Annotated in this window: 25 protein-coding genes; 15 read left to right on the forward strand and 10 right to left on the reverse strand. The window is 68.6% G+C overall.

All coding sequences use genetic code 11. The features are described from left to right. The first annotated feature begins 62 nt into the window (after nt 1–62). The 6 genes from ACQPZX_RS38670 to ACQPZX_RS38695 all read left to right on the forward strand — a co-directional run bounded on the left by ACQPZX_RS38670 (nt 63) and on the right by ACQPZX_RS38695 (nt 3,597). The gene (locus ACQPZX_RS38670) at nt 63–836 is read left to right on the forward strand and encodes a hypothetical protein (RefSeq protein WP_433366921.1); all 774 of its coding nucleotides are present in this window, start codon (nt 63–65) and stop codon (nt 834–836) included. Nucleotides 837–906: 70 nt separating this feature from the next. Then, nucleotides 907–1,080 (forward strand): CsbD family protein, encoded by a 174-nt coding sequence (locus ACQPZX_RS38675; RefSeq protein WP_433366923.1) that lies wholly within the window; start codon nt 907–909, stop codon nt 1,078–1,080. Between the two features lie 57 nt (nt 1,081–1,137). Then, on the forward strand, nt 1,138–1,443 hold the full coding sequence (locus tag ACQPZX_RS38680) for an NIPSNAP family protein (RefSeq protein ID WP_433366926.1): 306 nt from the start codon (nt 1,138–1,140) through the stop codon (nt 1,441–1,443). 33 nt (nt 1,444–1,476) lie between these two features. Beyond that, the gene (locus ACQPZX_RS38685) at nt 1,477–2,049 is read left to right on the forward strand and encodes a hypothetical protein (RefSeq protein WP_433366929.1); all 573 of its coding nucleotides are present in this window, start codon (nt 1,477–1,479) and stop codon (nt 2,047–2,049) included. Next, on the forward strand, nt 2,039–2,671 hold the full coding sequence (locus ACQPZX_RS38690) for a bifunctional 4-hydroxy-2-oxoglutarate aldolase/2-dehydro-3-deoxy-phosphogluconate aldolase (RefSeq protein WP_433366932.1): 633 nt from the start codon (nt 2,039–2,041) through the stop codon (nt 2,669–2,671). The genes ACQPZX_RS38685 and ACQPZX_RS38690 overlap by 11 nt, the downstream gene beginning before the upstream one ends. Beyond that, nucleotides 2,668–3,597, forward strand: a complete 930-nt coding sequence (locus tag ACQPZX_RS38695; protein ID WP_433366935.1) for a sugar kinase — start codon at nt 2,668–2,670, stop codon at nt 3,595–3,597. Before ACQPZX_RS38690 ends, ACQPZX_RS38695 begins: the two co-directional genes overlap by 4 nt. Here the strand turns inward: ACQPZX_RS38695 and ACQPZX_RS38700 are convergent. Continuing rightward, nucleotides 3,587–4,933, reverse strand: a complete 1,347-nt coding sequence (locus ACQPZX_RS38700) for an alpha/beta hydrolase (protein WP_433366938.1) — start codon at nt 4,931–4,933, stop codon at nt 3,587–3,589. The two genes, ACQPZX_RS38695 and ACQPZX_RS38700, sit on opposite strands and share 11 nt — an antisense overlap. Nucleotides 4,934–5,087: 154 nt before the next feature. Between ACQPZX_RS38700 and ACQPZX_RS38705 the strand changes: the two genes are divergently transcribed. Together ACQPZX_RS38705 and ACQPZX_RS38710 are read left to right on the forward strand one after the other, a co-directional pair. Then, on the forward strand, nt 5,088–5,672 hold the full coding sequence (locus ACQPZX_RS38705; protein WP_433366941.1) for an isochorismatase family protein: 585 nt from the start codon (nt 5,088–5,090) through the stop codon (nt 5,670–5,672). A 7-nt stretch (nt 5,673–5,679) separates the two neighbouring features. Next, complete coding sequence (locus tag ACQPZX_RS38710) at nt 5,680–6,561, forward strand: GlxA family transcriptional regulator (protein ID WP_433366944.1); 882 nt, start codon at nt 5,680–5,682, stop codon at nt 6,559–6,561. Here the strand turns inward: ACQPZX_RS38710 and ACQPZX_RS38715 are convergent. After that, nucleotides 6,550–6,990, reverse strand: coding sequence for a hypothetical protein (locus ACQPZX_RS38715; RefSeq protein WP_433366947.1), 441 nt, complete (start codon nt 6,988–6,990; stop codon nt 6,550–6,552). The genes ACQPZX_RS38710 and ACQPZX_RS38715 overlap by 12 nt on opposite strands. 91 nt (nt 6,991–7,081) lie before the next feature. On the opposite strand from ACQPZX_RS38715, the gene ACQPZX_RS38720 reads away from it, so the two are divergent. Next, on the forward strand, nt 7,082–7,741 hold the full coding sequence (locus tag ACQPZX_RS38720) for a methyltransferase domain-containing protein (protein WP_433385701.1): 660 nt from the start codon (nt 7,082–7,084) through the stop codon (nt 7,739–7,741). On the opposite strand, the gene ACQPZX_RS38725 is transcribed toward ACQPZX_RS38720, so the two are convergent. Together ACQPZX_RS38725 and ACQPZX_RS38730 are read right to left on the reverse strand one after the other, a co-directional pair. Further along, entirely contained in the window at nt 7,684–9,123 is a 1,440-nt protein-coding gene (locus ACQPZX_RS38725) for an FAD-dependent monooxygenase (RefSeq protein ID WP_433366950.1), read from the reverse strand. The two genes, ACQPZX_RS38720 and ACQPZX_RS38725, sit on opposite strands and share 58 nt — an antisense overlap. A gap of 479 nt (nt 9,124–9,602) precedes the next feature. Next, complete coding sequence (locus ACQPZX_RS38730) at nt 9,603–9,998, reverse strand: DUF6082 family protein (protein ID WP_433366953.1); 396 nt, start codon at nt 9,996–9,998, stop codon at nt 9,603–9,605. Between the two features lie 295 nt (nt 9,999–10,293). Here ACQPZX_RS38730 and ACQPZX_RS38735 point away from each other — a divergent pair, with 295 nt between their 5' ends. Continuing rightward, a complete protein-coding gene (locus ACQPZX_RS38735; protein WP_433366956.1) occupies nt 10,294–10,656 on the forward strand; it encodes a VOC family protein in 363 nt (120 codons plus the stop codon). 1 nt (nt 10,657) lies between these two features. After that, nucleotides 10,658–11,326, forward strand: coding sequence for a cytidylate kinase family protein (locus ACQPZX_RS38740; RefSeq protein ID WP_433366959.1), 669 nt, complete (start codon nt 10,658–10,660; stop codon nt 11,324–11,326). On the opposite strand, the gene ACQPZX_RS38745 is transcribed toward ACQPZX_RS38740, so the two are convergent. The 3 genes from ACQPZX_RS38745 to ACQPZX_RS38755 form a co-directional block, all read right to left on the reverse strand. Then, nucleotides 11,304–12,704 (reverse strand): hypothetical protein, encoded by a 1,401-nt coding sequence (locus ACQPZX_RS38745; RefSeq protein ID WP_433366961.1) that lies wholly within the window; start codon nt 12,702–12,704, stop codon nt 11,304–11,306. The genes ACQPZX_RS38740 and ACQPZX_RS38745 overlap by 23 nt on opposite strands. Continuing rightward, nucleotides 12,694–13,836, reverse strand: coding sequence for a TerB family tellurite resistance protein (locus tag ACQPZX_RS38750; protein ID WP_433366964.1), 1,143 nt, complete (start codon nt 13,834–13,836; stop codon nt 12,694–12,696). Before ACQPZX_RS38750 ends, ACQPZX_RS38745 begins: the two co-directional genes overlap by 11 nt. A 71-nt stretch (nt 13,837–13,907) precedes the next feature. After that, nucleotides 13,908–14,972: an epoxide hydrolase family protein gene (locus tag ACQPZX_RS38755; protein ID WP_433366967.1), complete on the reverse strand. Its 1,065-nt coding sequence runs from the start codon at nt 14,970–14,972 to the stop codon at nt 13,908–13,910. 128 nt (nt 14,973–15,100) lie between these two features. Between ACQPZX_RS38755 and ACQPZX_RS38760 the strand changes: the two genes are divergently transcribed. Together ACQPZX_RS38760 and ACQPZX_RS38765 are read left to right on the forward strand one after the other, a co-directional pair. Continuing rightward, complete coding sequence (locus ACQPZX_RS38760) at nt 15,101–15,814, forward strand: VOC family protein (RefSeq protein ID WP_433366970.1); 714 nt, start codon at nt 15,101–15,103, stop codon at nt 15,812–15,814. A gap of 62 nt (nt 15,815–15,876) precedes the next feature. After that, entirely contained in the window at nt 15,877–16,251 is a 375-nt protein-coding gene (locus tag ACQPZX_RS38765) for a cyclic-phosphate processing receiver domain-containing protein (RefSeq protein ID WP_433366973.1), read from the forward strand. A gap of 40 nt (nt 16,252–16,291) precedes the next feature. Here ACQPZX_RS38765 and ACQPZX_RS38770 read toward each other — a convergent pair whose 3' ends face one another. Both ACQPZX_RS38770 and ACQPZX_RS38775 read right to left on the reverse strand, forming a co-directional pair. Next, complete coding sequence (locus ACQPZX_RS38770; RefSeq protein WP_433366976.1) at nt 16,292–17,452, reverse strand: hypothetical protein; 1,161 nt, start codon at nt 17,450–17,452, stop codon at nt 16,292–16,294. Continuing rightward, on the reverse strand, nt 17,449–17,970 hold the full coding sequence (locus ACQPZX_RS38775) for a SigE family RNA polymerase sigma factor (RefSeq protein ID WP_433366979.1): 522 nt from the start codon (nt 17,968–17,970) through the stop codon (nt 17,449–17,451). Before ACQPZX_RS38775 ends, ACQPZX_RS38770 begins: the two co-directional genes overlap by 4 nt. 88 nt (nt 17,971–18,058) lie before the next feature. Between ACQPZX_RS38775 and ACQPZX_RS38780 the strand changes: the two genes are divergently transcribed. Then, a complete protein-coding gene (locus tag ACQPZX_RS38780; protein WP_433366982.1) occupies nt 18,059–19,699 on the forward strand; it encodes an FAD-dependent oxidoreductase in 1,641 nt (546 codons plus the stop codon). 69 nt (nt 19,700–19,768) lie between these two features. Continuing rightward, complete coding sequence (locus ACQPZX_RS38785) at nt 19,769–21,793, forward strand: glycerophosphodiester phosphodiesterase family protein (RefSeq protein WP_433366984.1); 2,025 nt, start codon at nt 19,769–19,771, stop codon at nt 21,791–21,793. On the opposite strand, the gene ACQPZX_RS38790 is transcribed toward ACQPZX_RS38785, so the two are convergent. Continuing rightward, nucleotides 21,790–22,908 carry an NTP transferase domain-containing protein gene (locus ACQPZX_RS38790; protein WP_433366987.1) on the reverse strand — a complete coding sequence of 373 codons (1,119 nt, stop codon included), beginning with the start codon at nt 22,906–22,908 and terminating at the stop codon, nt 21,790–21,792. The genes ACQPZX_RS38785 and ACQPZX_RS38790 overlap by 4 nt on opposite strands. Nucleotides 22,909–22,920: the final 12 nt, after the last annotated feature.

Consider the following 22,920-nt stretch of genomic DNA (forward strand, 5'->3'; position numbering starts at 1 on the left):
GCGCTCGATGAGCGCGGTCCGGCCATCGCCGTACCGCCTCGACTCGTTTGAACAGGAACCACATGACAATCAAATTGACCGGTTCGGTCATTGCCGCCCTCGCTGTGGCGGCAGTCTCGCTCAGCGGCTGCAACAACGATGACGCCGTGGCCTCGCCACAAGCGGACACCGCGTCGGTGGCCGCGGCGACCCCGTCGCCCACCGCGTCGACGCCCGCCGACAACGGTGTGGCGGCGCTGAGCGCGGACGAGATCCTCAAGCGGACCACCGCCGCCCTCGCGGACGTGAAGTCCTTCCACGCGGCGGGTAGCGGCGTCGAGGACGGCCAGAAGATGGCGGTCGACGTGAAGATCGCCGGCAAGGACTCCGTCGGCTGGCTCACCGTGGGCAAGGCGAAGATCGAGATGCTCGCCGTCGGGGGCACCAAATACATCAAGCCCAACGAGGCGATGTGGGCGCAGAACGCCGGCGGCGCCAAGCAGGCCAAGGTCATCATGACGGTGGTCGGTGACCGATGGGTCAAGCTGTCCGCGAAGGACAAGGACATGGCCGGCCTTTTCGATCTCTTCAAGGTCGACGAGATCGTCAAGCCGGACGGCAAGGTGACCAAGGGCGCTGCCAAGCAGGTGGACGGCGTGCCGGCGATCACGCTGACCGACCACGGCGACCCGGGCGGCACCCTCTACATCGCCACGACGGGTGAGCCGCTCCCGCTCGAGGTCGACGGCGGCGACAAGTCGACGCTGACCTTCAGCGACTTCGGCAAGACCTTCGCCGAGATCAAGAAGCCGGCCGCGAGCGACGTCATCGACCTCGCGGCCCTCGCCGGTAAGTAGCCGCCGCCGCGAATGGCATCGGGCGCGGTGGGTACCTCTATGTCGTAGGCACGATGATGTGGAGGCTCGCATGGCTTTCGATGACAAGGTCGACAACAAGGCCGAAGAGGTAGGCGGCAAGGTCAAGGAAGGCGTCGGCAAGGCCACCGACGACGAGCGGCTCGAAGCCGAGGGCAAGGCCGACCAGACCAGCTCCAACCTCAAGCAGGCCGGCGAGAAGGTCAAGGACGCCTTCAAGTCCTGACCGACGTCCAGCCGTACGGCGGGCCGCGAACGTGCGGCCCGCCGTAGGGTCGGTCGGGTGATCACCTGTGTTGTGCACTACACGATCGATCCGGCCCAGATCGCGTCCTTCGAGGAGTTCGCCCGGGAATGGATGCGTCTCGTGGCCAAGCACGGCGGCGTCCACCACGGCTACTTCCTGCCCGCCGAAGGCGCCAGCGACAAGGCCGAAGCCCTCTTCAGCTTCGAGAGCCTCGCGGCCTACGAGCGGTACCGCGAGCTGTTCGGGCAGGACCCCGAGTTCATCGCTGCGGACCGTATTCGGGACCAATCAGGTTGTGTATTGCGGTACGAGCGGACGTTCATGCGACCCCTGCTACCGTGACTCCGCCTCGCCGGTAGTCGCTACCGTTATCGCGTGTCTCAGATCCCGTGGTGGGGGCTGCCCCTCATCGCCGTGGTGTTTGCCCTGGGTGGGGCGGCCACGGCGCAGTTCGTGACGGCTCGCGAGGACTACCTGCGCAGCCGCCGGAAGAGGACCCGTCGATGGTACGACGAGCGTAAGGACGCGTACGTCGGGCTGCTCGCGGTCTTCGAGCGCGACACCTACCGCCTGCGCGCGGCCTACGACGCCGGCGAGAAGCCCACCTCGGCCCTGGCCTACGTGGACGAGATCGGGCCGGCCCTCATGCGGGTGCGCCTGCTCGCCTCGGGTCCGGTGCGGAGCGCGGCCCTCGCCGTACACGTGCTGCTGCAGAAACTCCACGGTGAGATGAACCCGGCCGCCGTGCCCGGGGTGCAGCCGCAGACCCACTTCCGTGAGTTGCTCACCCAGGTCCCGCTGGTGATGCAGCAGTTCGAGGCCGCGGTCCGTGAGGAGCTCGGCATCGTGACCGAACCGCCGCCGAACGGCCGGGCCCGATTCTCACTCCGCAGACCGCCCTTGGATGATCTTGCCGATATCGGGCAGGATCTAAGTCGTGACCGATGAGGATGTAACCGCAGCTGTCATCCGCAGCGGGATCGTGGCGATCCTGCGCGCGCCGACCGCGGACGGGTTCGCCGCCGTCGCCGATGTGCTGGTCGGGGCGGGGGTAACCGCGCTCGAGATCACGCTGACCTCGCACGGCGCGATCGACGCCATCGCCGGGCTGCGCCGCCAGCTCCCGGGTTCGGTGGCGATCGGCGCCGGCACCGTGCTCACCGAGGACGACGCGAAGGCGGCCGTCGACGCCGGCGCCGCGTTCCTCGTGTCCCCGGTGCTCAATGTCGACCTGGTGGCGAATTCGCCGGTCCCGTTCTTCCCCGGCACATCGACGCCTACCGAGATGTATGCCGCATATCGGGCGGGCGCGCCGATCGTGAAGCTGTTCCCCGCGGCCGGCCTCGGCCCCAGGTTCCTGCGCGACGTGCGCGGCCCGCTGCCGCAGATCAGCGTGATGCCCACCGGCGGCATCAAGATCGAGGACATCGCCGACTGGCTGCTCGCGGGGGCGAAAGCGGTCGGCGTCGGCGGTCCGCTGATCGGCGACGCGGCTTCCGGCGGCAACATGAAGGCCCTCGCCGCCCGCGCCCGCCACGCCGTGAGCGCCGTGGCGTTTGCAAGATCATGACCGGGGGCCTCTTCACCTTCGGCGAGACCATGGGTGCGGTCGCCGCCGACGGCATCGGTCATTTCGCGTACGCGAAAAGCTTCTCCTTCGGCATCGGCGGCGCCGAGAGCAACGTGGCGATCGCGGTGGCGCGACTCGGCGGCAAGGCCACCTGGCTGGGCCGGGTCGGTCCGGACACGACCGGCGCCCTGATCTCGCGCCGCCTGGCCGACGCGGGTGTGCGCGCGATCGCGATCGAGGACGAGTCGTTCACCGGCCTGATGGTGCGATACAAGCGGTCCGGCGAGTTCATGCACGTCGACTACCACCGCGCGGGCAGCGCCGGCTCGCGGCTGAGCCCGGCCGACATTCCGCTGCCGGAGCTGCGCGAGGCCGGCATCCTGCACGTCACCGGCATCACCCCGGCGCTGAGCGAGACGTGCCGGGCCGCCGTCTTCCACTCGGTCGAGACCGCGCTGGCCGCGGGCATCCCGGTCTCCGTCGACGTGAACTACCGCAGCAAGCTGTGGTCGCGTTTCGACGCCGCGCCGGTCCTGCGTGACCTGGTGTCGATGGCCGACATCGTGTTCGCCGGCCCCGACGAGGCGGCCCTGTTCGTCGACGGCGACGACCACCTCGCCGGCCTAGCCAAGCTCGGACCGACCGAGGTGATCGTCAAGGACGGCGGCCGCGGCTGCGTCGCGCTGATCAACGGGGAGCGGCACGAGGTCCCCGCGCTGCCGGTGACCGTGGTCGATCCGGTCGGCGCGGGGGACGCGTTCGTGGGCGGCTATCTCGCCGACCGGCTGGCCGGCGCGGGCGCCGAGCAGTGCCTGCGGACGGCGATCGCGGCCGGCGCATTCGCGGTCACCGTGCCGGGCGACTGCGAGGGCCTGCCCGACCGGGCCGAGCTGGCGGCGCTCACCGGCGGCGACATCAGGCGATAGGGCACGTCGTCACGACGGGGACCCGGCGCGACACCAGGTAGTCGTCCGCCTTGCGCTGGATGCATTTGCTTTTCCCGTACGCGCCATGGCCGGCGCCCTGATAAGTGACAAGCACCCCGTGCCGTCCCAGCTGCCGTTCGACCGCGCGGGCCCAGTTCAGCCCGGTGGCCGGGTCGTGCCGCGAGTTGACCAGCAGGATCGGCGTCCTCGTCCGGACGTCGAGGACGTGCTGCGGGTTGGCGACGTTCGGCCAGCCGAGGCACATGGTCAGCGCGAACACCTGCGCCGGATAACCGGTGTCCGGCGCGACGGCCGCGCTCCGGCGCAGGAAGGCCGCGTACTCGTCGTAGTCGCGGACCGGGAGCGACCAGTCGGAGCAGAAGGTCGGGATCACCACGCCGAGGTCGGTGACGTGCCGCAAGGGCCCGCCACCGTCGACCGCGGCGAGGTCGTTGGCAAGATCCGCGTACGCGGCGTCCCGGAGCCGGACCAGCAGCACCGCGTCCAGGTCGAAGTGGTCGCGGGTGGCGATGAGCCGATGCCAGACCGTGCGGGCGCCGCCGCGCGGGTTCAGCGAGCAGGACTCGGTGGCGTCGCACCAGTCCGCGAAGTCGTCGAACGCGTCCTCGAAGGCCGCCGCCTGGCTGGTGAGGAACGCGCTCGTGGTGGGGACGCTGTGGTCGTCGACGCTCTCCAGCACCATCGCCCGCACCCGGCCCGGGTAGCGCTCGGCGTACTGCTCGCCGAGCAGCGTGCCGTACGAACTGCCGTGGAAGCTGATCGTGGGCACGCCGAGCGCGATCCGCAGCGCCTCGACGTCGCGGACGTTGTCGAGCATGCTCGCGTGGTTCCACAGGTCGCCGGTCAGCTCCGCGCAGGTCTTCCACAGCCGGCGGTTGTAGTCGAAGGTCTCCTCGAAGTCGGCCTGGCTGGTCAGCACCGGGCCGGGCGCGGGTCCGGCGGCGGCGCGGTCGCAGGTGACGAGCGGGCGGCTGGTGTTGGAGCCGCGCGGGTCGAAGCTGACGATGTCGAAGCGGTCTAGCTGGGTATCGCTGAACCGGCTGGAGCCGTCCGCCACCCGGTAGACGCCGGGGTCCCACGGCCCGCCGGGGCCGAAGACCAGCGTGCCGACCTTGTGGTCCTGGTCGCGGGCGGGACGGCGGGCCACCTCCAGGTCGAGGGTCACGCCGCCGGGCCGGGACCAGTCGATGGGGACCTTCAGGGTCGCGCACTGGGCGTCGAGGGCCTTGCCGCACACGTGCCAGTCGAGCGTGTGCGCGGCCGGCGCCGGGACGGGCAGGGTAGCGGCGAGCAGAACGGTGAGCAGTGACTTCATGGTCTTCGATCCTGGTCGATGGTGGCTGGCCGGTTAATCCGGAAGATCCCGGATCGAACCCGTAAGGTGCGCGACCTCGACGTGACCGGATCGTTCCGCCCGCCGTCACGAAGATGCCTTTCGGACGGCATCGTCGGACGCGAAGAATCGGGGTATGACCAATGCTCTGATCGTGATCGACGTGCAGGAATCGTTCCGGGCTCGGCCGCTGTGGGAGACGCTGGACAATCCGCGGCTCATCGCCAACGTCCGGCGGCTCGTGGAGGCGGCGCGGGCGAACGGCGAGATGGTGGTGTGGGTGCTGCATTCGGAGCCGGGCACCGGCGGGGAATTCGACCCGGCCAATGGGCATGTGCGGGTGGTCGGCGAGCTGGAGCCCGGCAAGGAGGAGCCGCTCGTGACCAAGACCTCGCACAACGCCTTCACGACGACGAATCTCGGGCAGATCCTGATGTCCGCCGGCGTCCATTCCGTGACGGTCTGCGGGCTGCGTACCGAGCAGTGCGTGGAGACTACGGCGCGGGTGGCATCCGATTTCGGGTACGAGGTCACTTTCGTCACCGACGCGACCGGCACGTTCCCGATCCCGCACTGGGATGTCCCGGCCGATCAGACGGTCGAGGAGTTGCTGGCCGACCCGCGTACGCTTTCCGCGGCGGACGTGGTGAGCCGCACCGAGTACGCGCTGGCCGGCCGATTCGCCGCGGTCCGCAGTACGGACGATTACCTGGGGGTGTGACCGGATCGTGAGCCGCGTGGTGTTCGTGCTGACGCCGCAGGTGCACCTGCTCGACCTGGCGGGGCCGGCGCAGGTGTTCAGCACGGCCGACGGCTACGAGCTGTTCTACGTGGCCGAGACATCGCCGGTGCCCACCTGGCAGGGCGTCACGCTGCACGCGTCACTCACGTGGCCCGCGCTGACGCCGGACGACCTCGTGCTGGTGCCGGGCTGGCGCGACGGCTTCGGCGCCTTCGGACCGTCGACGCTCGGGATGCTCGCGGATCATCACGCCGCCGGCGGCACCGTGGCCAGCGTCTGCGCCGGCGCCGACGCGCTCGGCCGGGCCGGGCTTCTCGACGGCCGGCGCTGCACCACCCACCACGACCTACAGGACGCGCTCGCCCGCGATTACCCGCGCGCGACAGTCGTACGAGATGTGTTGTATGTCGGTGATGACCGGGTAGTCACCTCGGCCGGGATCGCCAGCGGCATCGATCTGGCCCTGCATCTGGTCGCGCAACGGCATGGACCGGCCGCGGCCGCGCGCGTGGCCCGCGAGATGGTGGTCTACGCCCGGCGCAACGGCGACGAGCCGCAGGCGAGCGCGATGCTGCGGCATCGCGCCCACCTGTCCGATGTCGTGCACCGGGTGCAGGACAGGATCGACGCCGACTTCGCCTCGACCCTGCCGCTGACCGACCTGGCCACCGCCGCCGGGGTCAGCGAACGCACCCTGACCAGGCTGTTCGCCGCCACCACCGGCCGCACCCCGCTGCGCTACCAGCAGCTGCTGCGCGTCGAGCGGGCCGAGTACCTGATCGGGCACGGCTCGACGGTCGACGCCGCAGCCCGGGCGGTCGGTTTCGGCGACGCCCGGATGCTGCGGCGGCTGCGCTCACGACCCTGAGTTGCCGCTCAGGAGAACGCCGCCGCAGACGCACAGGATGATGATCAGGACGAAGACCAGCAGGATGATCTGCAGGACCGCGCCCGGATACTTCTGCGGCGGCATGCCCAGCGCGCCCTTGAAGAAGACGGCCAGCGGCGCCTTGTACTCGAGCTCGACCGTCTGCCCCGGGTAGACGTTGACCGGCAGATCGGCCGCGCCGAGCCGCGGCGGCAGGAAGTACGGCACGTGGACGTGCAGGTGGTACTGCCCGGCCGGAACCGGGATGACCTGACGGCCCCACGCGTTCGCGGCCGGGTGGCCGTTGAGCTCCACCACGGGCTTGAAGAGCCCGAGCATGAAGGCCATCCAGTGGTATTTGAGCGTGAGCGCGATGGCCCCACCGGGCTGCTGGGAGTACGGCTGCTGCGGCGGCTGCTGTGGGTACAACGGAACCTCCCCGGTCCTCGATCGGCAACGAAGGATAAGGCCAGGCCACACGGGGCAGCACGCAGGGTCGGAGCCCTCCTATCCTGTGCGCGTGATCCCGCCTGAGACCCGATACGACGACGTGCTCGAGCCCCTGCGCTCCGCCTACGACGGCCGCGCCGCCTGGCGCGACCAGCACGTCAAGGAAGAGTGGAAGCTCGCCGAGCGCCAGGCCTTCCGCGATCGGCTGACGCCCGGCGCCCGGTTACTGGAGATCGGCGCCGGCACCGGTCAGGACAGCGCTTTCTTCCAGGCTTCCGGGCTCACCGTGATGGCCGCCGACCTGTCACCGGAGATGGTCGCCCACTGCAAGACCAAGGGCATTGACGCGTACGAGATGGACTTCTTGCATTTGAATTTCCCGGCGGCCTCATTCGACGCGGTCTACGCGCTGAACTGCCTCCTGCACGTCCCCAACCGCGACCTGTCATCGGTGCTGGCCGCGGTCCGCGAATTGCTGCGCCCCGGTGGGCTGTTCTTCATCGGCGTCTACGGCGGCGAAACGAACTTCGAAGGCCCGCTCGACGGCGACGAGCACGTGCCGCCGCGCTTCTTCTCATGGCGCACCGACGCGCGCCTGCTGGAGTTCGCCACGGAAGCGGGCTTCGAAGTCGTCGATTTTCACCCACTCGAGCTAGGCGGAGGGCGGCGCTTTCAGTCGCTGACGCTTTCCCCGAACCAGCGGCTTTCGCCGAACCAGCGGCCCAGGTGATCGTCCAGGTCTCGCTGATCGTCGCCGATCCACGCGACGTGCCCGTCGGGGCGGAGCAGGACGCCCGGAACAGCCAATGCCGCGGTGGGATCCGCTAGGTAGTCGACGCGATTCGACCAGCCGCCCACGGTCAGCTTCTCGGTGCGGTCCAGCAGCAGGCCGCGGCCGCGATGCAATAGGCCGTAGAGACTGCCCTGCTTCACGGCGATGTCGGGCAGGCGGCGGCCGAGCAGATCGGGGCCTTCGCCCAAGTCGTACCTGATGCCGATCGCCGTTGTCTTCTCGAGCAGATAGCGGTTCACCACGTCGAAGTCCATCAGCTCGGTGAGCAGCTTGCGCACGGCCTGCGGGCCCGGCTCGGTGGACGACAACTCCATCTGGGCCCGCGTGTTCTCCAATACCTCCGCGGCGACCGGATGACGTTCGGCCTGATAGGTGTCCAGCAATGTGTCCGGGGCCCAGCCGCGGATCTGCGCGGCCAGTTTCCAGCCGAGATTGAAAGCGTCCTGAACGCCCAGATTGAGGCCCTGTCCCCCGGTGGGCGGATGGATGTGCGCCGCGTCGCCGGCCAGCAGCACCCGCCCGACCCGATAGCGCTCGGCCAGCCGGGTGGCGTCCCCGAAACGCGACAGCCAGCGCGGGGAATGCACGCCGAAATCGGTTCCCACGACGGCGTGCAGCTCTTGCCGGAAATCCTCGAGGGCGGGCGGTTCCGCGCTGATTCCCGCCGCGGGGACCACGACGCGGTAGGTTTCCGCGCCCGCGGGCCCGAAGACGAATCGCTTCTCGGTCTCGCGGATCTCGGCCACCCGGGCGGCGATCTCCTCCGGCGGCACACCCGCTTCCATCTCGCCCATCAGCGTGTCGTTCCGCGAGGGCTCGCCCGGAAAGCCGACGCCGAGCAGTTTCCGCACCGTGCTCCGCGCGCCATCACAGCCGACGAGATAGCGCGACCGCAGCCGTTCCCCGTCCGCGAGCTCGACAGTCACCCCGTCGTAGTCCTGCTCGAATCCGGCCACCGCACAACCGCGCCGGACCTCCGCCCCCAGGCCGATCGCATGCTCTTCGAGCAGCCGCACGATGACCGGCTGCGGAATGCCCAGCAGATAGGCGTACGCGGAATCCAGGCCTTCGGGCGCCGGTTTGTCGATGCCCGCGAAGTAGGCGCCCGCCGGACGCTTCCTCCCGCGCTCGAACAGGTTTTCCAGGAGCCCGCGCATCGCCATCACTTCGAGACTGCGAATATGCAGCCCGACGATGCGCACGGACGACACCGGCTCGGTTTCCCGCTCCAGAACGAGGACCCGCACATCGTGCAGCCGCAACTCAGCGGCCAGCATCGCCCCCGCCGGCCCGCAGCCGGCAATGATCACGTCAAACACAGGTAGTGCCTTTCCGGGAGTGTCTTGGCGCTCCCGGCGACGCTTACGTCAATCGCCCAACCGTGACGGAAGGGGGAGCACCCACAGCAACACAGCGTTCATGGGTCTCACCTCCTCAGCTCGCGTCACGCCCGATCATCGTACCGTCCAGTCCGCTCCACGACACGTCCGGATACATCTTGCGGGCCTGAGCGCTGCGGCAACCTCAATGAGGTAGAACTACATCCCGTGACTGGTGCCCTGCCCGCAGCGTCGATCAGCCGACGGGTCGGCTTGCCGCCATCGGCCCGCGGAAGCGCGACGAACTGCACATGTCCGGACATTTTCGAGTTGCAGGACGGAAACTTCGCGATCGTCGGGACCGACCGGACAGCCGAGCTCACGGGACAGCTTCCGGTGGACGCTGGAGTCGCGCCCTACGAAAGAATCGTCGTGATCACACGAGAGACTTTCCTGGCGGCCGTGAAAGATCTGGAGAACTAGGCGAACTCCGCGTCGATTCGCCCTCGCCGGAACAGGCGAGCACAGCCTCGTACTCTCGCCAGATTTCGTCCGCGACCGCAGCCAGGCCTTGCTTCTTCGGCGTACATGTGCTGCGACTGGGTCACCGAGTCTTCCGATGTGGTCCGCGGCCAGACCTCGGCCAGATGGGGATTGTCGATCGCCATGCGCGTCAGGGTGACGTGAAGTTGTCGCACCGAGATTTCCGTCTGCTGATCGCGCTGGCTGCGGGCATGTGCCACCGAGGTGATGATGAGCGCCGCCACGGCAAGAGCGGCAACGACGGAGTTGACGACGCCGAATGCCTGCCCTACGTCGCTCCAGCGCGTCCACGTGTTCTCGTCGCCGCTCGTCCGGCCCCTTCTTCGCGGCACCCGGGCAGCCTCGGCCAGGGCACGTCGTCAAGTCGGCCTGGGCGGGTACCGACTCCCATTTTTATTAAGAGTGTGCGGCATGAGCGCGCCTATGACGAAGCCCACGCACGTGAATGAATAATTGCGATAAAGCACAGTGGCGAATGGCGACGTAGCTGATTGCCACCATGCAAATAGGAATGTGGCGCGCCGTTTAAGCCCGGCGCTGCAAATTGCAGATCCAGCTTGGCACACCAAGAAAGCGCGATCAAGCCGCGGCAGATCAGGACGCGCGCGATGTGCCAGGATCGGGCGCATGGCGAACGTGTGGTCGGGCGTGACGATCGACTGCCTCGACCCCGGGCGGGTCGCGCGATTCTGGAGCACGCTGCTGGGCCGAGCACCCGGCCCGTCCGAGGAGGGCTGGGTCTATCTGGGCGAACGGAACGACCCTCAGCCCCGGCTGGTGTTCCAGCCCGTGTCCGAGCCCGCAGCCGGCAAGGTGCGCATCCACCTCGACGTCACCGTCGACGACATCGACGAGGGCATTGCGGAAGTCATCGCCCTGGGCGGCCGGGCCACCGGCGAGCGCCACGAATACGACGCGGGCGTGGTCGTCGTGATGGCGGATCCGGAGGATCACGAGTTCTGCCTCGTTCAGTACTACGACGAGGCATGACATGGGTCGCGACGAAATGCTCGGTCGCCTGGCTGAGGCGGTCGGGGCCGTCACGGTCGCACACCCGACGCGGGTTGCGATCGACGGACCGCCCGCTGCCGGCAAGACCACCCTCGCCGACGAGCTGGCCGTCGTCTTACGCACACAGGGCCGCGACGTCATCCGCGCGACGATCGACGACTTCCTCTTCCCCCGGGCGCAGCGGTATCCGCGCGGCGAGTACTCGGCCGAAGGCTGCTACTTCGACACCCACGACTACGACGCGCTGAACCGGGTGCTGCTCGATCCGCTCGGCCCGGCCGGCGATCGACGCTTCCAGCACGCGGCCTACGACCACACAGCGGACACTGTGCTGTCCCCGCCGATCACAACCGCCTCCGCCGACGCCGTACTGGTCTTCGACGGCGTCTTCCTCATGCGCCCGGAACTGTTCGATCGGTGGGACCTGCGTATTTTCGTGTCGATCGCGCTCGAGAAGACCGTGGATCGGGCGGTGATCCGAGAGCGCCAGGTGTCGTCCCGGTCCGACGTCGAACGGCGCTGGCGTGAGCGCTACATCCCCTCGCAAGAGCTCTACTTCGCCAGGGACCGCCCGGCCGATCGCGCCGACTTCATCGTGCACAACGACGATCCCCAGCAGCCCTTTCTTATCTCTGCCCGTGAGCACTGAGGAGAAATTCCCATTCTCTGTCGAGGGCCTGATTGATTCGATGGTCGCGGGCAACGGCTTCTCGGAACCATGCGATGGTGGCGGGCGCCATGGCGAGAATCTGGTTGTAGTTGAGGGCGGCCGGGTTCATGCCGAACAGCAGTCCGGTCTTGAGAAGCGTGCCCGAGGTCGCGATGGTGTGTCCGAGCAGCAGCATTGAGGTGAGTTTGGCGTGTTCCCGCTTACGTTGCGCCGCGCTGCCGCCGGTGGCATAGCTATTGAGAAGCCAGTACCCGCGGATGATCGTGGACACGACGCCCGGAGTGATGCCCATGGTGAAAAAGTGGCGTAGGTCGTAGCCGTTCGTATACATGTAGCGGGCGACGTCGGTCCAGGGCACTTTGACGCCGGACGGGCCCAATGCGAACGGGGAATTGACCTGGCCGAGCTGAAGCAGGCTGAACAAAGGGGGCTGCAGGCCGGCGGGAGTGTAGACGTCCGAGAGCAGATGGCGGACATGCGTGATGAGAGCGTTGATCAGGTCGATCGGGCTGGCGTCGGTGGCGACCTGGACCAGTTGCCCCGCCTTGTCGATGTAGGTGCCGGTGCCGTGCATGAGGTCCGCCACGCCGACGAGGAAACCCAGGGCCGGATCGTGGCCGAGGCTCTGGAGCCGATGGGTTGCCGGCCGCATGCCGCCGACCAGTCCCCCGGTGGCCTTCGTGGTGGGGGCGTCATAGGGCACTTTGGCCAGCTTCTCGAACCTCTTGAAGAAGTGGTCGTGGATGTTCTGGGCGCGGTCACGGTCCTGGAGCCACTTGGTGAGAGGCGATCCCGCGTATTTCCTGCCCCGGAACGTGGAGTCCTGGGGGATGCGGACGAGGATGACGTCGAGGAGAGTGGCGACGGCTCCAGCGACCAGGACGACGGTCCAGTCGGTCTCGTCCCAGCTGATGTCGCCGTGTTCCTCGGCGTAGCCGCGCAGGCTGCGAGCAATCTGGCCGGAGGGAAGAACTTGCAGGAGCGGGTCCCGGGTCAGATCGATTCCGAGCAGGTCCAACCGGGCTTCGGCGAGCCTGACGAGCTGACCGAAGTCGTCATCGGCCGGGACGATGGGCACGGCGTAACGGGGGTTAATCGGTGTCTCGACGCTGGTGGTGGTCGCTGAGCTCGACGGGGAATCTTGGGCCGGCACGAAGACGCCCATCGATCGGAGACGGGCGCGCACCACGTCCAACTCGGATTCGACCGAGTCCAGGGTGTCGCTGACGCGTAGTTCGCGTTCAAGGACGTCGGTGAGATCGAATTCCACCTGGTCGAACAGGCTCCGTAGTTCGGTCAGCGCGACGGCCTGGTAAGCCACCACTGCGGCGGCAGCCGAAAGCTGGTCACCCGGCACGGAGCGGCTCCCGGCGTTCGAAGGCCTCCTGACTCGTCTGCAGATTCACCAGGGCAAGCTGAAAGGCGTCCAACTCGGCCCGGAGCGCGGCGAGCCGCTCTTCGTTCCTCGTGGTCTGGCTGAGGCAGACCTCCATCCGGTGAGCGAGCCCCGCTATGTCGTCGGTGAGCTCGGCCATCGCCCGCTGGTGATGCTTGATGACTTGCTGAATCAGATGCTCGCGTCGCTTCTCCCGTTCACGCTCGTTGGTGGCCAGCACGTAACGCGTGCCCTGATGGACCGCCACCCCGAGAATCACCACCGTGCCGATCCCGGTGACCATCGCGCTCAGGCCCAGCAGGCCGCCGAACCCCAGGGCCGCCAGACCCGAGGTGATACCTGCCCCACCGAGACCGGAGACGCTGCCGGCAAGACTGACCGCGGCGACCGGCGCACCGAACGCAGCCGCCTTGGCAGCGATGTCCTTGGTGGCGCTCTCCAGCTGGCCGGTCGTGATCCGGCCGGAAGCGAAGTCCTCCTCGGTGATCACAAGCCGTTCGGTTGCCTGCACGACCTTGTCGGCCGACTCGGGGAACACGAGTCCCGCAACCAGAACGATTCGCTCACGCTCGACGTCCGCAGCATGCCGGTCAGCACGCGAAATTCGCACCAGATCGCGCACCAGCACGGTGAACACCGGCTCGCGCTGATCTTCCGCGAGCAGGTCGAGCAATTCCCGGGACAGCTTCACCGTGACGTCGGGAACCCCCGCATCGCGTTGCGCCTCGGTGATTTCACCGCGCAACTCCGATCGCGACTCGACGTCGAGACCGATCGTCGATGCGAACAGGTAAAGATTCGCGATCTCGCGAGGATCGAGAACACCGTCGACCAGCGCCAAGCTCACCAACACCCGGCAATAGAGCAGCTTCGCTTCGACGCTGAGCGCGGACAAGTCAGCGGAGTCGTTTCGATTGCGGGACGACCGCACGTCTACGACCTTCGCCTTCACGTGCTCGGCGGACTGCTTCACTCTCCCCTGGGCATCGCCGGCAAGCTGCCTCGCGACGCTCGCGCTGTCGGCAACCCTCCGTCCAGCGGCGCCGGCAACGCCCCTCAGCAGTCCAAGGCCTTCACGAGGGTCCATCGCCATCCCTTTCACGTCGTCGGCGAAACGCTATCTGTCGCCGGCGACAAGGCGACATCCTCCCAGCGGCCGAGCCTTTACCGCAGGGACTCGAAGAAGGCCGTTATGTCGGCCGCGAGCAGTTCGGTCTCCTGATGGGGTGCGAAATGGCCGCCGCGCGGCATCCGGGTGTATCGGACGACGTTGTAGGTTCGCTGAGCCCAACTGTGCGGCGGCCGCGACAGATCGTTGGGGAAGACCGCGATCGCGGTCGGCGTCTCGACCCGGCGGACCCGCTCGGTCCTGCCCTGGCCGAACTCGAAGTAAGGCCGGAACGATGTCGCGATGGTGCCGGTGTGCCAGTAGAGCGAGGCCTGGGTGAGGATCTCGTCGTCGCTGAAGGCGCCGTCCCAGGCGTGGTACTTCTCGAGGAGCCAGGCGAGCAGCCCGACCGGCGAGTCCGACAGCCCGTAGCTCAGGGTCGCCGGCCGCGTCATCTGCTGGTGTTCGTAGGCCCCTTCGCCGGCGTACCACCGTTTCACGTCGGCCAAGTAGTCGCGTTCCTCGCCGGTCAGGGTCGCCGTGTCGTACTCGAGCGGCTCCGCGATCGACATGAGATGGATACCGGCGACGACACCGGGGTACGCCTGGCCGAGCAATGACGTGATGCCCGCGCCGAGGTCGCCGCCGTGCGCGCCGTACCGGGAGAACCCGAGTTCGTCGTGCATGAGCCGGTGCCACAGCTCATGGGTGGGCGCGGCGGATGGGCGCGGCCCGAGCGGGAAGCCCGGCAGGCACGGCACGATGACGGTGAAGTCGGGCTGCAGGCGCCGCGCCAGAGCGACCAGTTCGAAGAAGCTGCTGGGCCAGCCGTTCGTGAGAACCAGGGGTAGTGCGCCGGCCCGATCGGCGTCGAAGCGGAGATAGTTGAGCCCATTGCCGGCAATGTCGGCTTGGCTCCAGGGCAGAGCGTTGATCTCGTTCTCGTACCGTCGCCAGTCATAGCCGTCGGCCCAGTAGCCGGCCAGCCGGCGCAGTTCCGCGTCCGGGGTGCCGGCCGCCCACTCGTCGCCGGTCGGGCCGATCCAAGCCGCCCGGGGCCATCGAGTGGCGACGATGCGGCTTCGCAGCGCGTCGAGCTCCTCGGCAGAAATCGCGATCATGCTGGCACGGTATCGGCGTTCCCGCCGGGGTCAAGCAGCTTGCGCCGTATCGGCCGTTCAGTCGGCGGCGGCTGACGATCAGCCATTTCCATGTGCGTGCGCCCATTCACGACGGCTACGAAGTACGGGTGACCAACGAGGTGACCGTTCCCCTGCTGCCCTGTGCGTCTATCGACGACATCGTCGCCTTTTACGAGGTGCTCGGTTTCCACACCACTTACAAGCAGCGCAAGCCCAACCCGTGCGTGGGGTTGCAACGTGAAGATCTGCAACTGCAGTTCTTCGAGATCGCGGGGTTCGATCCGGCGCAGTCGTACGGTTCGTGTCTCGTGCTGACCTCGGACACGGGGCAGCTGTACCGGGCTTTCGCGGCCGGCATGCGCGCCGCGTACGGCAAGGTGCTGGTCTCCGGGACGCCCCGGATGACCCGGCCGCGGGCGCGGAAGAATGTCGATGGGCTGAGCGGCTTCAGCCTCATCGATCCTGGCGGCAACTGGATCCGCGTCTTCCAGAACGCCCCGCCCTCCCCCGCGCCGGCGCCGGCTGGGCGGCTGAGCAAGGCGATGGCGAACGCCGTCGTGCAGTCCGACTCCCGAGGGGACGCCGCGCAGGCGGCTCGGATTCTTGACAGTGCGCTGGCCCGTCCCGAGGCGGATGACGACCCCGTCGCGTTGGTGGAGGTGCTCGTCTACCGCGCTGAGGTGGCGATGGTCCTGAACGATCCGGCCACGGCGGCTGAGATGCTGGCCCGCGTCAACCGTGTCGCGTTGAGCGCCGACGAAGCCACCCGGGCTGCTGCCGCGTATGAGGCCGCTACCGACCTTGCGGCAGCGCTGTCCTAGGCGGCCCTGTGCTCAGCGGCAAATCCGATGCCGGATCGGGTGCTCCCGGGCACGATGATCGGGTGGACCGAAGCGCAACCCACGTCGTGCTGATCGACGACCTCAGGTCATTCCTGGACGGTCGCCACGCCCAGGTAGCCCGGACGAGCCCCGCCGGCGTCGAACTGCTCAACCGATACCGGGATCAACACCTGGACGAACTGTGGCTCGACCACGACCTGGGCCACGACGACACGATCTGGCCGGTGGTGGAGGTGCTGGAACGGGCCGCCTTCGAGGAGCGCCCGTTCGACATCGGCGTCATCATCGTCCATTCCGCCAATCCGGCCGGCGCAGCGAAGATCGCCCAGGTGCTGCGACGCTGGGGGTACCGCATTCAGGTCGCTCCTGGCTCCCCGGACGTCGGTTACCTCGACGGGCCTGCTGTTGCGACGTGAGGCTCTGCGCACCACGGGCTCGGCAACGGTCAGGGTGACGTCAGCTCCGGCAGCGCCAGATGAGCGGGCGCCCCTGGTAGTCGGGGTTGGCTCGGTTGCTGGTCGAGCCTCCGGCGGCAACCCGCGCGTCGTCGCTGACGAACGTGATGACGAAGTAGTCCTCCGCGGATCCCTGCGGTGCCGGGAAGGCGTACAGCTTCCTGCCGATGTGGAAGGTCAGTGGGCTGCGAAGTTCGCCGGGAAGCTTCTCGAACGTCCCGGTTCGAGGGTCGTAGCGGTAGGAGGCAGTCGTCCGCTGGCCGCCGTTGGGGCCTTCCGATCCGGCTACCTGCTGGCTCACGGAGCCGTAAATCCAGCCGGAGCGGAATTTTCCCGGCCAGAACCAGGTCTTCGCGCCATTGTCGCCGGGCGGCGGGGTGATGAGGCGGACCGTCCCGTCGGCATACCAGAGGTACGCCTGCTGGTTCTCCCGCATTTCGTCGGCCACGACGGTGATCGTTCCGTCCTCGTCGATGTCGGTCGCCTTGGCCTCGGCAGCCCCGGCCGGCAGCGCCATCGGCTCCGGCTCGGCGTCCGGGGACGACCAGCGTTGGGGCACCTCACGCGCGTTCTCGATGCGGGTACCGGCGATCACGCCGGCGTTGTTGATCGCAACCGCGTCTCCCGTTCCGCGGAGGCGATTCACCTTTCCGTCCCGGTAGACGTACGGGACGGTGGAGCTGTCATTGGCGCCCACCGCGACGCCGGAGGCGTTGATGTCGGACATGAACGGCTTCTGGCCGGGCCCGGGCGGCACACTGGCGATCAGCTTCCCGTCCCGCCACACGAGCACGAAGCTCCGGCCGCCGTAGTTGGGCTCGGTGGTGCCGACGAGCCAGGCGCCGCTCGGGTCCCCTCCGCGCACCTCGGCCGACTTCGCGCTGCCCATCGGCAGCGTCCCGACCGTGCAGGCCAACGGCACGGCCGGCTCGGGCGGCAGCTCCGGCTTGGGCTTCGCGGCCGGTGCGGTCAACGCCAGCGCCGCGCCGGTGCCGGCGGACGCGACCAGCACGGCAGCCGCGGCGCCGATCGAGACCGTGCGCCTCCGCCGCGCTCGCTGCCGCCCCGAACCCATGGCCCGGACCAGGTCGACGCGACTCGCCGGCGGCGGCGCGACGTCCAGGGACCGCAGCACGCGTACGCCGTACTCATCGTCGTTCATCGGGATGCCTCCCTGGCGTCGCCGAGAGTGTTGACGGATCCGCCGAGGCTCCGGCGCAGTTTGCTGAGCCCGTGTGCGGTCTGGCTCTTGACGGTCCCCGGGGAGCAGCCGAGGACCTCGGCCACCTCAGCCACCGGGAGGTCACAGAGGAAGCGCAGGATGAGGACGGCCTGCTGCCGGGGCGGGATCCGGGCGAGCGCGGCTCGTACCACGGTGCGTTCCTCGACCGGTGGATGCGCGGGGGCGGGATGGTCGGGCGCCGAGGCGAGCAGGCTGACCCGCCACCAGCCGCGCCTGCGCTCGTCCAGGAACGTCCGGACTAGGACCGTGTGCACGTACGCGTCGAGGTTGTCCACGCGGGAGATCCGCGCCCAGCGTGCGTACACCTTGGTGACGGTCTCCTGGACCAGGTCGTCAGCCTGGTCGCCGTCGCCGCAGAGCAGGTATGCCATGCGCCGGAGCGCCGTCAGCCGTCCGCTGAAATAGGCCAGGTAGGCCGCGTCCGAACTGTCATCCATGCTCACCCCTCGCTCGGTTTCTCGCCTGATAAGACGGTCCTCCGACACAGGAGGTTGTACGAGCCCGCACCTTGTATTTTCGATCTCTGTGAGCACTGTGCCGGCACCCGATGAGCGGACGCGCTATTCGTCTCGGCGTGACGACGAGATCGACGTTCTGAGCTGGCCCTCGTTCGGTTCGGATGAGCGGAAGCTGCTGGACGCGGTCGGCGAGGTGATCCGGCCCGGGGCCGGTGAGGTCTTGTGGGACGGCGGCGAGTCTTACGACTTCTACGTCGTCCTGTCCGGCGGGATCGGCCTCCTGGATCGGCGGGACGACCGGATCGTGGTCGTGGTCGAGCCCGGCGACTTCGTCGGCGAGCTCGGGATGCTGATGGGGCAGCCCGCCTACCTGGCCGGCGTGGCGATGGCGGAGAGCACGCTGCTACGCGTACGCGTCGAGGACCTGCTCCGGCTCGTCGCGACCTCGGTGGAGCTGGGTGACCTGCTGGTTTCCGCGTTCGACGCCCGGCGGCGGATGCTGACCCGCTGGGGCGAGGGTGGCCTTGTCCTGGCCGGCGACGACGATCACCAGCTGCGACGACTGCAGGAGTTCGCCGAGCGGAACCACCTTCCCTACCGGACGGTGCTGCGCTCCGACGAGGGTGCCTGGGCCGGCCTCGCCGCCACGACCGCGCTTCCTGGGTCGGGAGTGGCCGTGGTGACCGGAGCGGGGCATGTCCTCGCGGATCCGTCGACCCGCGACCTGGCCACCGCCACCGGCCTGGACCTGTGCGGGGTCTCCGACCAGGCGCGATGCGACCTCCTGATCGTCGGGGCCGGACCGGCGGGGCTGGCGGCCGCCGTCTACGGCGCCTCCGAGGGACTGGATGTCGTTCTCGTCGAGGACGTGGCCCTGGGCGGGCAGGCCGGCACGTCCTCGCGGATCGAGAACTACCTGGGCTTTCCGCGCGGCGTCGCCGGCAACGAGCTGGCCCGGTCGGGGATGCTGCAGGCGGTCAAGTTCGGGGCACGGCTCGTCTTCCCCCGTTCCGTCACCGGGTTGTCGCGGATGCCGGACGGATTCCGGGTCCGGCTCGACGACCAGACCGACGTTTCCGCCCGCGCCGTGGTGGTCGCCAGCGGCGTCCAGTACCGGCGGCTGCCGATTCCCGGGCTGGCCGAATTCGAGGGCCGCGGCGTCTACTACGCGGCCACCGAGATCGAGGCGCGAGCCTGCCTCGGCCAGGAGGTGGTCGTGGTCGGCGGCGCCAACTCGGCCGGCCAGGCCGCGCTCTTCCTCTCCCGGCATGCCGACCACGTCCACGTGCTCATCCGCCGCGACGACCTGGCCGAGACGATGTCGAGCTACCTGGCGCAGCGGCTCCTCCACCAGGACCGGATCACCGTTCACCCCCGGTCGGAGCTGACCTCGGTGGGCGGCGAGGACCGGGTCACCGACCTCACCTGGCGGGAGGGGCAGCGGGACGTCCACCTGACGGCCGGCGGGTTGTTCCTGATGATCGGCGCGCTCCCGTCCACCACCTGGTTGCACGACGTGGGCGTCGAGCTCGACGACAAGGGCTTCGTGGCGACCCGCGGAGCGTTCGAGACGTCGGTGCCCGGGCTCTTCGCCGTCGGCGACGTGCGCGCCGGCTCGGTCAAGCGGGTCGCCTCCGCCGTGGGAGAGGGATCCGTCGTGATCTCCGCCGTACACGCCTTCCTCGGCGGAGACACCGATGATCGTTGAATAGATGTTTGTTGAAATGTTGTCCGGCGCTTCGGTGCGGGCCTCGTGCGGCGGCGAGGCTGATCGACCATGTTGCGGAAAACTGCGATCTTCCTGGTAGCAGGTCTCCTGGTCGGCTTGCCGGCCCCGGCGATAGCGCACGACAAGGGCAAGAGCTTCGATCTCCAGGCTCATCGGGGCGGCATCGGGCTTCGGACCGAGAACACGCTCGCTTCGTTCGGCAACGCGCTTCAGCTGGGGGTCAGCACCCTCGAGCTGGACGTGCAGATCACCGAGGACGGCCAGGCCGTCGTCACCCACGATCGGCGGGTGACCGGCACGAAGTGCGCGGACACGGCGCCGGCGAGCGCGGGTGACCCGGAGTTCCCGTACGTGGGCAAGTACATCAACACGCTGACGATGGCGCAGGTTCGCACGCTGGACTGCGGCTCGAAGAAACTGGCCGACTTCCCCGGGCAGCTCACCGTGCCGGGCGCGCGGATCCCGCTGCTCAGCGAGGTTTTCGCGCTGGTGAAGCGGTACCACGCGGGCACGAAGCTCAACGTGGAGACGAAGGTCGAGGCCGGCGCTCCCGCCGAGACCGCGCCGCGGGAGCAGTTCGTGCGGGTCACCGCGGCCGAGATCCGGAAGGCGGGTCTGCTGCGGCAGGTCACCATCCAGAGCTTCGACTGGGGTGCGCTGATGCGCATGCGCCAGGTCGAGCCGCGGCTGCCGCTGGTAGCGCTCACCAACTACGACTTCCTGCAGACCGGCCAGCCGGGCGCGTCGCCGTGGCTGGGCGGGATCGACATCGACGACTTCGGTGGCGACCCGATCAGGGCGATCCGGACGTTCGGGGCGTCGGCGTTCTCGCCGGTGCACGGGTTCCCGCAGAACGGCAAGGTGACCGACCCGGCCTACAAGCCCTACGTCACGGCCGAGATGGTCAAGCACGCGCACAAGTACGGCATCAAGGTGATCCCGTGGACCGTCGACGACGTGCCGACGATGAGCAAACTGATCGACGACGGCGTGGACGGGCTGATCACGGACTACCCGGACCGGCTGCGCGCGCTGCTGGCTGATCGTGGGTTCCGGCTGCCGACGGCGTACGCGTCACCCTTTGATGTTCAAGCGCACCGCGGCGGACGGGCCACCCGGCCGGAGAACACGCTGCCGGCCTTCGCCCACTCGCTCGCGGACCCGGCGGTGTCGACGCTGGAGCTGGACACCGGAGTCACCGCCGACGGGCAGCTCGTGGTGCTGCACGACCGCTCGATCAACGCCTCGCACTGCGTCGACACGGCGCCGGTGACGCCGGGCGACCCGCAGTTCCCGTACGTGGGCAAGCTGGTCAAGGACCTGACGCTCGCGCAGATCAAGACGATCGACTGCGGCTCGAAGACGCTGCCCGAGTTCCCCCAGCAGGTCGCCGTGCCGGGCGCCCGCATCCCGACGCTCGACGAGGTGTTCGCGCTCGTCCGGCGCAGCGGCCGGGACGACGTACGGATGAATATCGAAACGAAGATCAGCCCGCTGGTGAACGACACCGCGTCCTATCAGGTCTTCACCCGCAAGCTGGTCGCGGCGATCGGGAAAGCGGGCTTCGCCCGCCGTGCCACCATCCAGTCCTTCGACTGGCGGACCATCCGGTACGCCCGCACGCTGGACCGCCGGATCGAGACGGTCGCCCTGGTCTGGCAGTACGGTCCGGCGGAATGCACGTCGCTGGCCGACGAGTGCTCGCTCGCGGCGGTCTACGGCAACCCGAGCGTGAAGAGCCCGTGGACCGGCGGCCTCGACTGGTGGCGCTACCGCGACCTGGGCGCGCTGGTCCGCGCGTCGGGGGCGAGCACGGTGTCGTCGAACTGGCAGGTGCACGACCCGAACCAGGGAACCGTGGTCAGTGACGACTGGTATCTGCGGCAGAACCCGGCCTACTTCTTCGGGCCGACCGCGCCGGTGCTGGAGAAGAAGTACGACCTCAAGGTCGTGCCCTACACCGTCAACGACGAGGCCACCATGCAGCGCGTGATCGACCTGGGCGTCACCGGGCTGATCTCGGACGACTACGAGCTGCTGGTCAAGGTCGCGATCCGGAACGGCCTGCGCTAACGGCCGAGCACGGCGAGATGAAGCCCCTTTCCGACGGCGACGGTCGTGGCGGTGAACGCCGGATCGTCCGCGATCAGCCGGAGGAAGGGGGCCACCTCGCCGGGGTGCGAGAGCACGTTGTCGATCGCCAGGACGCCGCCGGGGCGCAGGACCCGCTTGGGGTGCGGCCACCAGCCGGGATACTCGGGGCGGTCGGCGTCGAGGAACAGCAGGTCGACGCTGTCGTCGGGGCGGGCAGCCAGGAAGTCGCCGCCGTCCGCCGTCTCGAAAATGATCTTGGATGAGAGGCCCGCGCGAGTGGCGTTGGCACGCGCTTCTGTGGGCGGGGCAACGTCGACGGTGGTCACTGTGCCGTGGGTAGCGTCCGCTAGCCACAAAGTGGAGTAACCGTTCGAGGTGCCGATCTCTACGACGTCCCTCGCGTTGCCGATACGCAGGACCATGGTGAGGAGCTCGGCGGCATCGGGCTCCAGGTTGCGGCGGCGGTCGCGGCGATCCGACTGGCCGGCATCGAACGCCTTGCCCTCGGCGTAGAGATCGTCCAGCAGCGCGCGCAACGGCACATCCAGATCGAAGTCGTCGGACACATCGTCGACCGGCACGACCTTCACCTCCGAGGCGTGGGCCCGCAGGTAGTCGCGGGCGCCCTTGTCGCCGCTCGCCGTCGCGATCACGCCGGCCCAGTGGTCGCGCCCGAGCAGCACCGGATGACCACGCCGCGTGTCGTAGCCACCCATCACCAGAGCGTCATGCGAGGCGAGGGCGGTCACTCTCCGCACCGACGCCGCGGTCACGTGCGGCATGTCGACCAGCAGCACCACCGCCGCCGAGGCGGTCGTCTCCCCCAGCGCTTGCAGTCCCGCCCGGAGCGACGATCCGAGACCGCTTTCCCAGTCCGGATTGACCACCGTCCGCGGCAGGCCGGTCGCCGTCTCGAGCACGCGCGGGGCTTCCGCCCCGAGAACCACCACGCTGGTCGCGACACCGGCTTCGCGGAGGGTTTCGGCCGCGCGCTCCACGAGCAATTTGCCCTCGTACGCGACGAGCGCCTTGGGCATTCCGTAGCGGCGCCCGCCTCCCGCGGCCAACACCAGCCCCGCGATCTCCAGCTGCATCCGGCGAGCGTA

This window comes from Actinoplanes sp. CA-142083, from assembly GCF_050942195.1.
Classification (GTDB): Bacteria; Actinomycetota; Actinomycetes; order Mycobacteriales; family Micromonosporaceae; genus Actinoplanes.